Here is a 14,511-nt window from a genome sequence, read left to right as displayed (position 1 = left end):
ATCTGAAGTTGTTCAATTTGATTGAACTCAGCCATTCTTCAGCTATACGTCACAACTTCGATTCCACACGTACCGGCTCTTCTGTCTTCTCCATCTTATTCACATCCAGAATATCAAGCAGGAAGACGAAAATCGGAATACCAATGATCAGCCCCCAGATCCCCAGGAAGTGTTGCGACAGAATCAGTACGATAAAGGTGTAGAACATCGGCAATTTGGTCTTATGTGCCATCAGTTTTGGATTCAGGAAATACGTCTCCAAGGCATGAATAACAATAATCATGATGATCACAATAATGCTTAATTTCAGTCCACCCATCTGATACCCGATCAGACAGAGCGGTACAAGTGAGATGATAACCCCCGCAACGGGAACCAGACTGAGCATGAACACCAGAATGGTCAGAGCGAACAGATACGGGAAGCCCAGAATCCATAAGCCAAGTATCGTCAGCACCGTATTAAACACCGCAATCAGAAGCTGTGCCTCAATGACTTTACCGAAAGAAGACACGAATTTGTCTCCCAGATAAGCCACTTCATTATAGAACCATCCAATTTTACTTGTTTTGAACTTGGACGTGAACTTGGATATCTCCTGCTTCTGCAACAAGAAGAACAGACTCAGAATGATGACGAGCAGAATAAACTCCAGCCATTTGCTCAAAGCGAAAATATATTTCAATGCATCATTGGTGTAATTTTTAATATCGAAGGATTGAAGATAACCCGCAATTTTGGATGCAAAATTATCACCGTCTGCACTATCCAGAAATTTCATAATCTCGTTCGTTAACTGAACGACCTGATCCACGATCCGCGGTGAATATCTGGAAATGCCAAGTACAATTACTGCGATAACAATCATATAGAGCAGGATGACCACAACTTTATAATTGATCGGAAACAACCGATTCAAACCACCTGTAATGAAATGCTGTAACCTGTTCATGACATACGTCACCAGGAACAACAGCAGAATCATGTGCAGCATACTCCCCATACTGAACAAAACTAAACAGAACAAGAGCAGGATCAAAAATCGTCTCACTGTCGCATTCTGTAGCCAATCTTTTATCATTTCCCCCAAAATCTTCACCTCACAGCTAATATGCCCCATATGTATACGAACTCATGCCCACTGTAGTTTCAAAAAAAGAGAAGCCTTCCGGCTTCTCTCATTACATGAGACTTCCCGTTGTCTCTTATTCCTAGCATATGCCTAACCTCACGCATGTCATGCTTATTTATCCAACGTTTCGCTCCAATCATGGACAATGCTTCCTTCAAGGAACTTCTCACAATCCATCGCGGCCATACAACCGGATCCTGCAGCCGTAATAGCTTGACGATACTTCGTATCCTGAACATCACCACAGGCAAATACACCCGGTATATTGGTCTCCGTCGTTCCTGGTTTAACCACAACATAGCCATGTTCGTCCAGTGTGATCGCATTACCCAAAAATCCGGTATTTGGTGTGTGACCAATGGCAACGAATACGCCATCTGCTTCAAGCAACTCTTCCTGCCCCGTCTCGTTGTTGCGTACCTTCAGGCCTTTGACACCCATAGCTTCAGGTACGACCTCGAGAGGAGTACGGTTCAGCGCCCACTTCACCTTCTCATTGCTGCGAGCCCGATCCTGCATAATCTTGGATGCACGCAATTCATCCCGACGGTGAACCAATGTGACGTCTGTTGCAAAACGAGTCAGGAAGCTCGCTTCCTCCATGGCGGAGTCACCACCGCCCACAACCACGATCTTTTTGCCGCGGAAGAAGAAGCCGTCACATGTCGCGCATGTACTTACACCACGTCCCACATTTTCCTGTTCACCCGGAATACCGAGATAACGAGCGGATGCACCTGTGGAGATAATGATCGATTCAGCTTCCAGTTCACCGATTCCTCCAACTTTGACCTTGAAGGGCGGTTTGCTAAAATCCACTTCTTCCACCCAACCGTTTTTGAATTCCGCTCCAAAACGTTCAGCTTGCTTACGCATGTTATCCATCAGTTCAGGACCCATGATACCTTGCGGGAAACCGGGGAAATTCTCAACTTCCGTTGTCGTTGTCAATTGACCACCCGGCTGAAGACCTTCGATAACCAGTGGTTTCAGATTAGCACGAGCCAGATATATCGCTGCTGTCAGACCCGCAGGTCCCGTTCCGATCACAATCGTTCTGTATTTAGACATATAGATACAGCCTCCTTAATTAAGGTGAGAATGTGTTGTACTAGCGATGAACTTGCCAAGATGATATCCTACAGGCATTTACGAGGCCCATTCGTTAAGTTTACCCGTTTTCCCGGTTGTTGTATCCTTCACCTCATGATGTCTTTCTGAAAACGAGTGAGGGCCAACTTTCTATACAAGTGGTGGATTGCTGTTACACACCGAATGAATCTGTTTAGCATACTTGCTAACCGTTGATGCCGATATCCCATACCGCTCAGCAATACTTTGATAGGTAACGGGACGACTGTGATTCTTCGCTGCCAAATATTCAAGTCCCGCAGCCCAACCCTCAATCTGCTTCGTGCCCGGAACCTCCGGATGTACCCGGGATACATAATCCGTCCAGAGCCGTTCCATCTCTTGCTGCAACTCAGCCTTTGCTTCAGACATCTGTAATGCACGATCAACAACAGCCTGCCAATGGGAGGTCGAGCCAGTGTCCGATTGTTCTGATGTGGATTGAATCTTCCCAATGGACTTCAAGGCAACAGGAGAAAAGGGTCGAACCACCTCAGTATTCTGATCCTCATGTTCAGCGGATTTCAATCCGCTCAGTACAGCTTGTGCTGCCTCAAGCAGATCCTGTTCTTCTCCCGGCTCTTCAATAAAGGATTGCAGAGCCTGCTGCACCTCATAATCACCGATCATTCCAAGCGCATGAATAACCTGTAGCTTGGTTGCCCGATCACCATGCCGCAATGCCCAGAAGAACGATGAACGAATTAATGGATCATTCTTCATTTCTTCAGGAATGCCGTTACCATAGTTTTCCCACTGTCTGAATTGCTCGTCAAATGGCAGATGATAGTGATAACTTAGCTTCTCTGGCTCTTGCTCGCCTTGTCTTACAGCTTCAAGACCTGACAGATAGTACCGAGATACTTCGGAACCCGGATCAAGCTTGGATACATGATGCCATAAACGCTCAGCAGCATCATAACGTTCTGTATTATAAGCCGCCACTGCTGCATAATGAGCAAGTGCCGGATCAGCAGCTGTCTCTTCATCCTTGAGCAAACGCCGGAAGTGAACATAAGCCGTATCGTGTTGGCCCAGAATTCCCATTGTTGTCGCCAGTTTGTAGACTTGTTCGTGCTGGAACGGCACGATGACCCGCAATTTTTTGATCAGAAGCAGCACTTGATCAGCCCGGTTCTCATTTTGATGGAAAATAGCCAGATTACAGAGTGCATGCAGATTACCTGGTTCCTGTTCAAGCACTTCGGCAATGGTCTCTTTTGCTTTGGAAAACAGACCCATATAATAGTAGGCGAGTGCCAGATTGTTACGGGCAGCCAAGTAATCAGGATAATCAGAAGACATGCCTTCGAGCAATTCAGCAGCCTGTGCAAATTTCCCTTCTTCCAATAGTTCCCGTGCCTGATCGTGCTCCACTACACCTTTGCGTGATTTAATTCGATTCAGTTTGGTCGGACGATCCAGCTCATAGTACAGAAGCTCCATCATCTCTTCGGCCTCCGTCATGAACTGACCCTGGGTGTCCTCCTCCAGATAGGTAACAAGTGCTTGCTCGGCTTCCTCAAACCGATCCATATTTGCATAATTGTTCGCCATATAGAAATAACATTCCGTCATCGACGGATCTACCACTTCCAGCACGTTAGCCAGAATGGCATTGGAGGCTTCGTAATCCCCCTTCTCCGATAATATACCCGCCATATTACAATGATTTACCGGATTTTCCGGTTCGTATTCAACAGCTTTGCGAAAATATTTTAATGCCTTGTCAACATGATTACGGTCCAGCGAGCGGACAGCTCTTTCAAAAAAGAAAGAAGCATCCAAGTGAATCGGTATAATATTGGCAAGGTGTCCCTCAGCCCGCACTAGCTTGCCCTTCATCTTCCAAGGCACCTCCTCTTTGCATTTCATTCATACTCTCCAGTATACCACATCTTAAGGCCCACTTCTCAATATGTAGTTTCATGTCGTTTATGAAAAAAATGCAAAAGAAAGTGATATTCCATTTTGTAGGAAACATATCACCTTGGAGCGTTGTTTATTAAAAGGATACCCTTTTTTGCCTAGAGATTCCGACACCACTTGCCACAGGATCTCTTTGCAGTATTGCATTAGTCTAATCCTGTCAGTTACGGGATGTCGTGTGTAATCATAAGAATGAAGGCACATCATTATTATTTTAAGGAGATGTTATATTGATGATTTCGAAAATAAAACCACTTATATTCATCTTAATCTGCTTGTTTGCTTTGAATGGATGTTCAGAAGATATAAAAAATGATGAAAATCATTTTACACTTGATGAAGTAGTAACAGCGCTGGAGTCTCAAAACTTGAATTTAGTGTCCTTTGGTATAACCGGGTATCCTTTGAAATTAAATGTTGTTGTGCCTGAGGTGTACGCCGTTGAATTGCCAGTGAAAGAAGAAGATCCGTATAACCCTGAATTTTTACATTTCTATATTTTCAATTCTGAAAAGGCTCGCATTAGCGGGACCAAAGAATTCAATAAACACATGGAAAGTGCCCATTTCACAACGTTCCCTTTTCTATATGAGAAAGGAAATGTTCTTATCGTCTACTGGAGCAATACCAAAGATAATCCTCTGTTCACTAAACCAATCGAAACTGCGTTGGAGCAACTGAAATGATAGTTCACAGTATGAGACGTATCCTGAAATATCAAAATCCATTAAGTTGCATGGATTGAGCACATCATTGGGGATGTAGTGAAATCTTCGCCGTAATCATTCGTAAAAAAGAAAACCAAGCCCGCAGGCTCGGTCTTCTAAAGTTATGACTCAATATTCAACGCCATCGAAGGCGAAAGTGAAATATGAATGGTTTTATCAAACGGTGTCATGAAATTGACCAGCACAACCTTACATTTGTCCGGTAATTTTGCCTCCCGTACCGTTGCCGCCAGATGCCCGAGTTCGCCCCCGGTGATCTCCAGCCAGTCTTCTCCGCAGGTATAGCGTAATGTACCGCTTTTCCACAGATAGTGACCCTCACTCGTTTCCATCGCGTCCTCACAGGTCAGCTCACCTTCGCTTCCAAACACAAAGGACAATTGCATCATCGTATCCTCCGGTTCATTCCCTGTGAGATGCATCGTCCAGCCATTTTCCGTATGCAGAACTTCTGCCCCTACGCGCAATGTCTGCTCATGAGTAAGTTGACGACTCTGATGGGGTAACAAATACCACGGACTTATTGTTGATGCAGCAGATTCCGGCAGGAGTTCCGTAGGAATCGGACCGTAGTACCCTTTCTTCTGTTCACCCGTCAGATGATATCCCTCGGGCAGCTTCGTCATGTTTTGCATGGGTATATATCCTGGATTAAAATAAGAAGCCAGTTGCACAGCAAGCAGACGTACCTTACCGTGTCGGAGTGCAAAGAAAGGTGGAACTTCTGTCATGACAGTTACGCTTGTCTCACCCTCACGGATTCGGGCCACAGGAGCACCAAAGTCCGTGTGCATCCGACTGTGAGAGATTCGTCCATGATGTCCAGTCGAACCCATCTGCCCCAGATATTGCTCGCGTACAAAGTGTTCATTCAGCATCAACTCGTAATTTTCCGGGAGCGAATTCTTCGTACCACTGGTTTGTTGAAGATCAGGTTCCAGCAACAATCTAACAAGAGCGTTGACCGAGCATACGCCCGGGTCCGTTAATGTACTATCTGCCCATGTTGCCATGCCCGCAAAAATGGAGTCACCATCTATCTTCGCCAAGATCGCATATGGTAGATAATACGACGACAAGTCGTGAATGCTTCCCAGATCCTGCCGACCAGAATAATCTGTCACAATCTCACCCGTGGGATGCACCAGATACACCATCATACGAAGATTTAGACGCACCGGCTCCAGCAACTCTGGGCGCTTGAGCAGACGTGCCGCATGAATGAGCATAATGTCGCTTACCGCATTATAGATTCCGTTGCTCCGTTCGGTCCACTCCCCATCGGGTGTAATATCCATGCCTTCCGCCAGCCACTGCTCTGCGCGCTGCACAGCTTCCTCCACACCAAAAATTTCATGCAAGAAACCGAGCGCCGCGCATAGCACCCAGCGATGATTAGGCGTATGACAGCCTCCTGTAAGCATGGTTGGAATCGTGCGTTCCAGAAACAGCCTCATGTTGGTTAGTACAGGTTGCAATGGTTCCCATTCCTGTTGCTGAAGTAGCTGATACAACTGTGAATATCCCACAACGACAAATGCAGTGTCTGGAGGGGAGTGGTAATTAGTCCAACCCGGAGATATTGAACCATCTTCATGCTGGAAGCGGAGTACATATTCCGTAGCTATCAGCAGTCGATCTAACAACGCCTCATCCCGATAATAGATGGAGTCCGGATTGGAGAGCGCAGCTCCCCAGTAACACATATCCGTGGGCGTGCCAGTTGTGTGGTTGACCCAGGCAACACCTGTATAGGGATCGATGGTGCCTCCATAATAACGGCTTTCAGGGTCAAGCATCTGCCGGGATATGCCTCTTTCTACCGCTCTGTCATTACTCTCCACCAGTTGTTTGTACATGTGCAGTCCCTCCATACCAATGCATTCTCCCGATGTGCGGACTATGTTGCTTCAGCACCTTCAATTCAGTACAGAAGCATACTCATACCGCCCGTAGGTGAGTTCATTTTTCTCGTCAGTATATACCATATACCGACAAAAGTCGCTAGAAAATACGTGCTTGTTTACTTCATATTTACGGGTCTTTGTCACTGAGGAAACAGTCGTTGAACACACGCTGTGAACACGCCAACTGTTTCCCCCATCACCGCGCCTACTCTGTCACTCCAAGCTTCTTCATAAGCAAGTCATGACTCTCGTGAATCTCTTCTGCCTTACAGGCAGACTTCAACTCATACACCTTCACTTGTGCCCGGCGGATCATCGGCAGATAGGCATCATAGAAGTTCATATCCTTACTGTGAACATACGGGCACCAGTGATCAGAGAGACCGAGGGTCTCATGAATATGCACCCCTACGATATCATCCATCAGCCCCTGCATTTCCCCCACACTGTCATAAAGGCCCATTCGGTCCATCATGATGGCATGACCCGTATCGTACCAGATACCAACCGGTGCCCCTTTGAGGGCCGTAATAATGGTCTTGGCTTCGGCAAGGGTAGGAATCTGTTGTGGTCTGGATCTCGTCTCAATGCCAAAACGAACATCCAGACCTTTAGCTGCCGCCCGATTGCATACTTCATCCAGACTGGCGATAATTTTCTCCACATACCCTGAACTGAGAGCTTGCCGCCGCTCCATCAATTCCGCCCATTTGCTGCGATACTTCGGTGAATCCGGGCCTTCCTCGTTATAGATCTTTCCAAGATCTTTGCTGATATCCTCTGGGAAAGGTACCTCTCCGGGGTGCACAACAACAGCTTCTCCCCCATAACGCTGGGCATATTCAGCCGATTCTACTAGCAATTCGATCGCCCGCTTACGTTTCACTTCATCTTCGAAGCCGAGCAAAATGGAATCTGTACCATAATCGGGATCAGGGTCATGTGGAAAGGTATTGTGGACACTAGAAATTCCGATCTCTCCACGCTCAATCATGGGCTCAATCGTCGTGAGCATCTCCTTCGTCACATTATAATTGAGTTCCACCCGGCGAAAGCCGAGATCTGCAATCTCACGAATCATATCTTCCCCGACATCATGTTTTCGGATATTCCAGCATGTGGAGAACGAATATATCCCCTTATCTATGTGCTGCATCTGTTTTCCTTCTCCTCCCTCTGGCTAAACTTTTTACACCAGCCTTAACTCAACCTTTTACCGCGCCAAGCATCGCACCGCTGACAAAATACTTTTGCAGCCACGGATAGACGAGCAGAATCGGAACGGTTGCGAAAATAACGGTCGCGGCCTTGAGACTCTCGGGAGTCAATGGCGTACGGTTAGCACCCTCCATCTGAGTAAGCTCGCTGACCATATTGTTCTGTACCATTTGGAATAACTTCAGTTGAAGCGGGTACAACTTCGGATCGTTAATATACATCAGGGAATCCTGGAACCCATTCCAGCGTCCAACCGCATAGAAAAGAGCTAATGTAGCCAGTACTGGCATGGATAATGGCAGTATGATTTTAAATAACGTGTGTACATGTGAGCTGCCGTCAATTTCTGCTGATTCTTCTAGACTTTCAGGAATACCTCTGAAGAATGAGATCAGGATAATCAGGTTAAACGGACTGACCAGTCCAGGCAGAATCAGTGCCCACACTGAATTAAGCAAGTTCAGGTCACGAATGAGCAAGTACTCAGGGATGATCCCGCCACTGAAGAACATCGTAATGATGATGACATACATGAAGAGCTTGCGCCCTTTCAATTTTTTCTTGGTTAACGGGTATGCAGCTGCCAGTGTGAACATCATGCACAAGACAGTAGTAGCAATTGTCAGAACCGTTGTGTATCCCAGTGAATAGATCATCGACTGATCAGAGAACACCTGAATATACGCATCCCAATTGAATTCTTTAGGGAATATGGTTACTTCACCTGACGTAATCGCACGGTTAGAGCTGAATGATATCGCAATCGTGTGCAGAAATGGAGCCAGACAGAATATAACAAACAAGGTGATAAAGGAGATATTAACGATATCAAAAATCCGGTTTGAGGTGCGTTCACTCATATGCGCACAGCTCCTTTACTGATGGTCTATACAAACAAGCCGATTGGTGCCTCTTCCGTTCATCACAACCTACAAAATACCTTCACCGGTTGTTTTCTTCGAAATATAGTTGGAGCCTAGTACGAATACAAGTCCTACTACTGCCTGGAACAATCCGACGACAGTTGCCAGCGTGTATTGTCCTGATTCAAGACCAACTCTGTATACAAAGGTACTGAGTACATCGGAATATTCACGCACAGCCGTATTACCAATGATATAAGGCCGATCAAAACCGATGCTGACCATATGTCCAAGATTAAGAATGAGCAGGGTCACAATGGTTGGTTTAATGCTTGGCAATGTAATATGCCAGATTCTCTTCAGCCGCGATGCTCCATCAATTTCAGCTGCTTCGAACAATTCCTTGTTGACGCCGGTTAATGCAGCAAGATATAGAATGGTTCCCCATCCTGCACTTTGCCAGACACCTGTGAACAGGTATGTCACAAGCCATGGATTTTTTTCTGTCAAAAATGGTATTGAATTTAAACCCATACTCTCCAGTACACCGTTAACCATACCGGATTGATTACCGAACAATTGGTATACAATTCCCCCGATGATTACCCATGAGATAAAGTGAGGAATGTACAGAATGGTCTGTGATATTTTTTTAAACCATTTGAATCGAACTTCATAGAGCATGATCGCCAAAATAATAGGAGCTGGAAATGAAACGATCAAATCCAGAAAATTCAGCATAAAGGTGTTACGCAATGTGGTGTAGAAGTCCCGCATTCCAAACACTTCACGAAATGCATCAAAACCGATCCACTCACTTCCACTGATTCCCTGGAACAAGTTAAAGTCCTTAAAGGCGATCTGTACACCGTACATCGGTCCATAACGAAAGATTAAAAAGTAGATAATAGGCAGTGAAATTAGCGCGTACAATTGCCAATATCTCTTCAAGTATGTGGTGGTCAAGTCGGTTTCCTCCTATCAACTAAGAAACGGCTGTGCCGCCAAGCCGGCGGCACACGTCCCTTCCAAAGTTATACGGTAACATGCATATCTGTCTTTGATCTTAAAGTGTAGAGCTAGTTAGTTTGCAGGGAGTGCTTGAACTGCTTCTTCAAGTTCTTTTTTCAGTTCAGTACCACCGAGCGACATGAAATCAGCCATTTCTTTCTCATACACCGCATCGAAATCTGCTGGCTTAGCCATCGCTGTTTTTACAATAATGACGTTCAATTTATCTTTGAGAGCTGTGCTGTACTTCATCTCTGCTTCAATCGGTTTATCGAAGATAATCGGTCCCACTGTATCGGTGTTGGCAATATCAATGGATTGTTTCAGGAGCTCCTGGTTATTCTGCGGGAAGCCCAGAATCCATGCTTTTTCATTCGTTGCCTGATCACCGATGTTTTTACCGTTGGAGATAATTGCTGTATCCCCTGCATTGAACAGGCGATCCTGCGCTTCTTGGGATGCATCTTCCTTCACAACTGGAATGCCGTCTACCAGATCATAGTTCTCGCCTTCCACACCACTGTAGATATCAATCAGATTGTTGTCAGATGCCATCCAGTCGAGATATTTGATCGCTTCGACAGAACGTTTGCTGCTCTTCGGAATCATAATGTACATACCATTTGTTCCGTAGCGTGACTTGATGTGTTTGTTGTCTGCATTTGGATTAGTGTATACATCCACCGGCAACACTTTGCTGCCACTCACGTTCTTGGTTAAATTATCCAGTGTTCCATCTCCGTAGAACATGGCATCCACATCTTCAGACCAGTAACCTACGTTACCGTTTTGAATGTCTTTACCTAACTGCGTTTTGTCTTCATCCAAACTGAAATCTTTGCTGATCAAACCTTCGTTGTACAATTTGTTCAGGAACTGCATCGATTCTTTGAATCCTTCATGCAGCGGCAACTCATACCGTTGACCGTAAGTCAGGTCGCCACTAACAGGCTTGATGAATGAGTAGATGAGCGTTTCGAATTGAGCCGGTGCAAGAGCCATACCCATTGGAATGTTTTTGCTTCCGAGACCACCAGGATCTTTATCCTTGAACGCTTTCAAAGTTGTATATAATTCATCCGTGGTCTTCGGTGCTGGCAATCCCAGCTTATCGAGCCAATCCTGACGAATGTAAGAGCTGTATCGGCCTGTGATAGCACGTTTACCCGGAACAGCAAATTGTTGTCCTTCTACTTGCCCGAACTTCAAAGTATCTTCGCCCAGGAACTTCTTCAGGTTTGGACCGTGCTGTTCAATCAGCTCACCAACATCAGTCAGTCCACCTTGTTGGGCATATCGATAAAACACGCTTGAGTCATAAACAAAGACAATATCAGGGACATCCGTATTACTAGCCATCAGGACATTCAGCTTGGTAACTTCCTCAGAACGCTGAACGGGTACAAACTGTACATCAATATTGTTGGGATCACCGAACTTCTCCTGAATCATTTTAGATAGATAGTTGTTCGTAATTGTGTACGGCGAAGGGCTGTTACCACGGTCGAAAATCTCCACCTTTAAGGTAACGCGCTCACCATTGCCTGATGTTCCGCCTTCAGCTGATTCTTCTGATGCTGATGAGCATCCCGCAAGTAAAGAAACGCCCATTACCATCGTAAGCGCCAAACCCATCCATTTCTTCAGACTCCCTTTGGTTGCTTTTCTTGTCATTTTGTCATCCCCTTTGGCTTTGCGTGAATGTTTAAAGCTTGCCCAGAGTATTTCACATTTTTCCGTTGTCCTGCAATAAACCAGTTTCGGAAGCGCTTACAAGCGGATTATGGTTTATATGCTAAGCCCATTTTCGCAGACTGATTATTTTCCCAAAGCCGCGCTGCCCTAGGCTGTGATGGCTCTAAACGCCTCACGACTCGGAACTGCCTGTCCCCATTCGGATAAACCATTTTCACACACTGCCTATATTCGCATACGGGGAAAAACAGGAATATTAGCTTGTTATCCTGCGAAAACAGTTGCATCGATCTCACGTAGCAGAGAACTGTTCAACCAAAAACAGGGCGAACCTCTGCAAGCCTGCTCTCCTGGTGGAAAGTGACTGCATGAAATTCACCCTGTGCTATCCTGATGTACAGATCTCAGAATATGATCATCATTGCGTTACTCTTCGGGTTCTCGATGTTCTCGTTTCAAACGACGATAATCTCCTGGTGTAATGCCCGTTACCCGTTTAAATACACGTCCCAACGTAATTCCATTTGCATATCCAACCTTCAGGGCAATATCCTGCAGAGAGTAATCCGTATTGAGCAGAAGCTGCTCCGTCTCCTTCATGCGAAGCTCCGTAACAAAATCAACAAACTTCATGTTGAATTCTGTCTTGAACAAATAACTCGCATGTTTGCCCGTAATCTGGAATCGGTCGCTGAGATGTTTCAATGAAAGATCAGGATTCGCAAACTGTTCTTCGATATAATTTTTCATTTCGTTAACCATGGCTTTGTAACTCTTGGTTTCCGTTACCGCCACATACGTTCTGAATAAGTCCGTCAGACCATCGAACAGAAGACTCTTCACATCCGTAAGCGTCTCTGCCTCTTCCACAGCACTCAACCATCTATTGATGTTGTCTTCGGACAGCTCTTCCTGGAGTCCTTCCGACATCATGGCCACCTCTCGGCTGAGCATCTGTAACATCGCCTGAATCAGAGAACGAATCTCGTCATCTGGCAGTTTGTTCTGTTCAAATGCTGTAAAGATCTCCTCCAACTGTTCCCGCCACTGTCCACTCGACATCCGGAACCGCTTAACAAAGTCCGCAATCATCTGTAGATAAGTATAGGTATCCAGCAAAGGATGCTGTGGTTCACCGCAGTCGGCTTGGCCGACATCTCCATTCATCAATAGTTTGCGTTGCATTACCGCTTCTGCTGCCGCATAGGAATTGCGTATCGCACCGATTCCCTGAGCAATAGGTCCAATACCAAAGCTTAAGGAAATGCGTAGATTTTGTTCCACCCAAGATTTGCATTCCTCAGCTACAACACGAATCTGACCAGACATGTCTATGTTGTTATCACTCTGTTCTTTGAACACGAAAAGGATTGCAATCTGATCTACACTAATCCATTCCGTCCAGCATTGTACTCCCGTATTACGTGACAGTTCTTGCAAAACGTTCATCAAGGCAAACTTCAGCGTATTTTGTTCACCTCTTGTGTACCTCTCCTGAAACCCCTTCTCATAACGGTTAATCTCTCCAACGACAACGACAAAGCGCGAGGAGTCATGCACGTCATTCAGTGGAGAGAGCTCTTTTAATTGCTCTGCTGCATTTTCGATGTGTTCACCATGCAATAGGGCATTGAACAACTTGCTACGCTGCATGAGTACATTTTCCCTGCTTTTCTTGTCATAATCCATCATGTGATTAATCAGATTCTCAAGCACACCGTCAATCATCTTCATCTCATCCGTGCGAGCACCCGAGTGCTCAAACGCCCGAATCTGATGAGACTCGATCCGGTTCATGATAATCTGAATGGGTTTATAGTTACGACGAGTAATATACACGATATACACAATCGCACAGATGACAGTCACAATCGCAATGATTACCCATACATAAGACACGACAGATACCCAGCCAAATAAGTTGCCGGCCTTGATTCCACTGGATATTGTCCAGCCTAGTCTTTCTAGTGGCAGCTTGTTCAGTTCCTGACCATCTATCGAGCCTTCTTGGTCCGAGTGTGCATTATACACAACCTTACCGTCACGATCCGTAATCGTCAGGAATGAGAGCTGACCATTAACCATACTATCTACACTTTGTTCAATGCTGCTCATCTTGATATTAATGACCAATGTGCCCTGAGAGCCAAAAGGCAAAGGCATATCCTTGTTCACGGTCAATACACGAATAGGGGTACGTTGAACAGAGCCCGTATCGAATTCCCGAACTGGCTGCCAGCCTGAACCGATAGATCCGGTAGCCATCTGATCAATCCATGCCTTATCCGAGAAACTTTCTGCTTCTCTGGAACCACTTATGGTCAGAACATGTTTATTTCGCTTGTCATATAGATAGATGGATTGAATCCATGAGGACGAATTGGTTAGCTCACGTAAATTCTGCGCAATTGCATACACCGTGTCCGAGCTGGCCAGGTTGGTATTATTAAAATAGAGTTTGTATGCCTGCTGACTCTGTACCGTTTCCAGGATGGATAATTCAATATCCCTGATTGTGCGATCCACTGTGTCTATCATATAACTGGAGGAGATCCGGTCTGCTTTTTTCGTTTCCTCTTTAGAAATGTCATTGATAAAAACAAACGCGATGAAAATGAGTATGGTCACCGTAAGAAAAAAAATTGGGAAATACGAGAACAGTAACCGGTAGTACCAATTACGAGACAATAGACCCCACTCCTCACTCCACGATGCCAATGTTCTCAGCCGTGGTTCTACTGTTCAGCATCCATCTCACCTTAGGGGCTGAATACTATATGATAACGTTATCATAACTGATTTTATGTTATTATAGCACAAGCCTCTGAGCAGCAATGCAAGAATTGAATTCCAAGAGCCAAAACAAAAAAACCGTGCTGAGCAGACAACAACTCAGA

General features: G+C 45.4%; 10 protein-coding genes. 1 reads left to right on the top strand and 9 read right to left on the bottom strand.

The window, feature by feature from the left end; all coding sequences use genetic code 11:
* Positions 1–49: 49 nt before the first annotated feature.
* The 3 genes from MKY87_RS16700 to MKY87_RS16690 all read right to left on the bottom strand — a co-directional run bounded on the left by MKY87_RS16700 (position 50) and on the right by MKY87_RS16690 (position 4,108).
* A complete protein-coding gene (locus MKY87_RS16700; RefSeq protein WP_338594798.1) occupies positions 50–1,081 on the bottom strand; it encodes an AI-2E family transporter in 1,032 nt (343 codons plus the stop codon).
* Between the two features lie 162 nt (positions 1,082–1,243).
* Positions 1,244–2,203, bottom strand: coding sequence for a thioredoxin-disulfide reductase (gene trxB, locus MKY87_RS16695; RefSeq protein WP_124118319.1), 960 nt, complete (start codon positions 2,201–2,203; stop codon positions 1,244–1,246).
* 171 nt (positions 2,204–2,374) lie between these two features.
* Complete coding sequence (locus MKY87_RS16690; RefSeq protein WP_340965441.1) at positions 2,375–4,108, bottom strand: tetratricopeptide repeat protein; 1,734 nt, start codon at positions 4,106–4,108, stop codon at positions 2,375–2,377.
* Between the two features lie 314 nt (positions 4,109–4,422).
* On the opposite strand from MKY87_RS16690, the gene MKY87_RS16685 reads away from it, so the two are divergent.
* On the top strand, positions 4,423–4,878 hold the full coding sequence (locus tag MKY87_RS16685) for a hypothetical protein (protein WP_340965439.1): 456 nt from the start codon (positions 4,423–4,425) through the stop codon (positions 4,876–4,878).
* 143 nt (positions 4,879–5,021) lie between these two features.
* Here the strand turns inward: MKY87_RS16685 and MKY87_RS16680 are convergent, their stop codons facing one another.
* The 6 genes from MKY87_RS16680 to MKY87_RS16655 all read right to left on the bottom strand — a co-directional run bounded on the left by MKY87_RS16680 (position 5,022) and on the right by MKY87_RS16655 (position 14,302).
* Positions 5,022–6,779 carry a hypothetical protein gene (locus MKY87_RS16680; RefSeq protein WP_340965437.1) on the bottom strand — a complete coding sequence of 586 codons (1,758 nt, stop codon included), beginning with the start codon at positions 6,777–6,779 and terminating at the stop codon, positions 5,022–5,024.
* Between the two features lie 253 nt (positions 6,780–7,032).
* A complete protein-coding gene (locus MKY87_RS16675; RefSeq protein ID WP_253429031.1) occupies positions 7,033–7,983 on the bottom strand; it encodes a sugar phosphate isomerase/epimerase family protein in 951 nt (316 codons plus the stop codon).
* Positions 7,984–8,032: 49 nt separating this feature from the next.
* Positions 8,033–8,905: a carbohydrate ABC transporter permease gene (locus MKY87_RS16670; protein ID WP_091038632.1), complete on the bottom strand. Its 873-nt coding sequence runs from the start codon at positions 8,903–8,905 to the stop codon at positions 8,033–8,035.
* A 69-nt stretch (positions 8,906–8,974) separates the two neighbouring features.
* Positions 8,975–9,874 carry an ABC transporter permease gene (locus MKY87_RS16665; RefSeq protein ID WP_253429029.1) on the bottom strand — a complete coding sequence of 300 codons (900 nt, stop codon included), beginning with the start codon at positions 9,872–9,874 and terminating at the stop codon, positions 8,975–8,977.
* Positions 9,875–9,991: 117 nt separating this feature from the next.
* Positions 9,992–11,593 carry an extracellular solute-binding protein gene (locus MKY87_RS16660; RefSeq protein WP_340965434.1) on the bottom strand — a complete coding sequence of 534 codons (1,602 nt, stop codon included), beginning with the start codon at positions 11,591–11,593 and terminating at the stop codon, positions 9,992–9,994.
* A gap of 447 nt (positions 11,594–12,040) precedes the next feature.
* On the bottom strand, positions 12,041–14,302 hold the full coding sequence (locus tag MKY87_RS16655; protein ID WP_340965432.1) for a helix-turn-helix domain-containing protein: 2,262 nt from the start codon (positions 14,300–14,302) through the stop codon (positions 12,041–12,043).
* Positions 14,303–14,511 lie beyond the last annotated feature (209 nt).

Source organism: Paenibacillus sp. FSL R7-0198 (genome assembly GCF_038000415.1).
GTDB lineage: Bacteria > Bacillota > Bacilli > Paenibacillales > Paenibacillaceae > Paenibacillus.
The sequence above is the reverse complement of the archived record's forward strand: the minus strand, read 5'-3'. Positions and strand labels throughout refer to the sequence as shown.

Excerpts from the sequence above, each read along its gene's own strand:
- MKY87_RS16700 (WP_338594798.1), bottom strand. The coding sequence starts at position 1,081 with ATGATAAAAGATTGGCTACAGAATGCGACAGTGAGACGATTTTTGATC.
- trxB (WP_124118319.1), bottom strand. The coding sequence starts at position 2,203 with ATGTCTAAATACAGAACGATTGTGATCGGAACGGGACCTGCGGGTCTG.
- MKY87_RS16690 (WP_340965441.1), bottom strand. The coding sequence starts at position 4,108 with ATGAAGGGCAAGCTAGTGCGGGCTGAGGGACACCTTGCCAATATTATA.
- MKY87_RS16680 (WP_340965437.1), bottom strand. The coding sequence starts at position 6,779 with ATGTACAAACAACTGGTGGAGAGTAATGACAGAGCGGTAGAAAGAGGC.
- MKY87_RS16675 (WP_253429031.1), bottom strand. The coding sequence starts at position 7,983 with ATGCAGCACATAGATAAGGGGATATATTCGTTCTCCACATGCTGGAAT.
- MKY87_RS16670 (WP_091038632.1), bottom strand. The coding sequence starts at position 8,905 with ATGAGTGAACGCACCTCAAACCGGATTTTTGATATCGTTAATATCTCC.
- MKY87_RS16660 (WP_340965434.1), bottom strand. The coding sequence starts at position 11,593 with ATGACAAGAAAAGCAACCAAAGGGAGTCTGAAGAAATGGATGGGTTTG.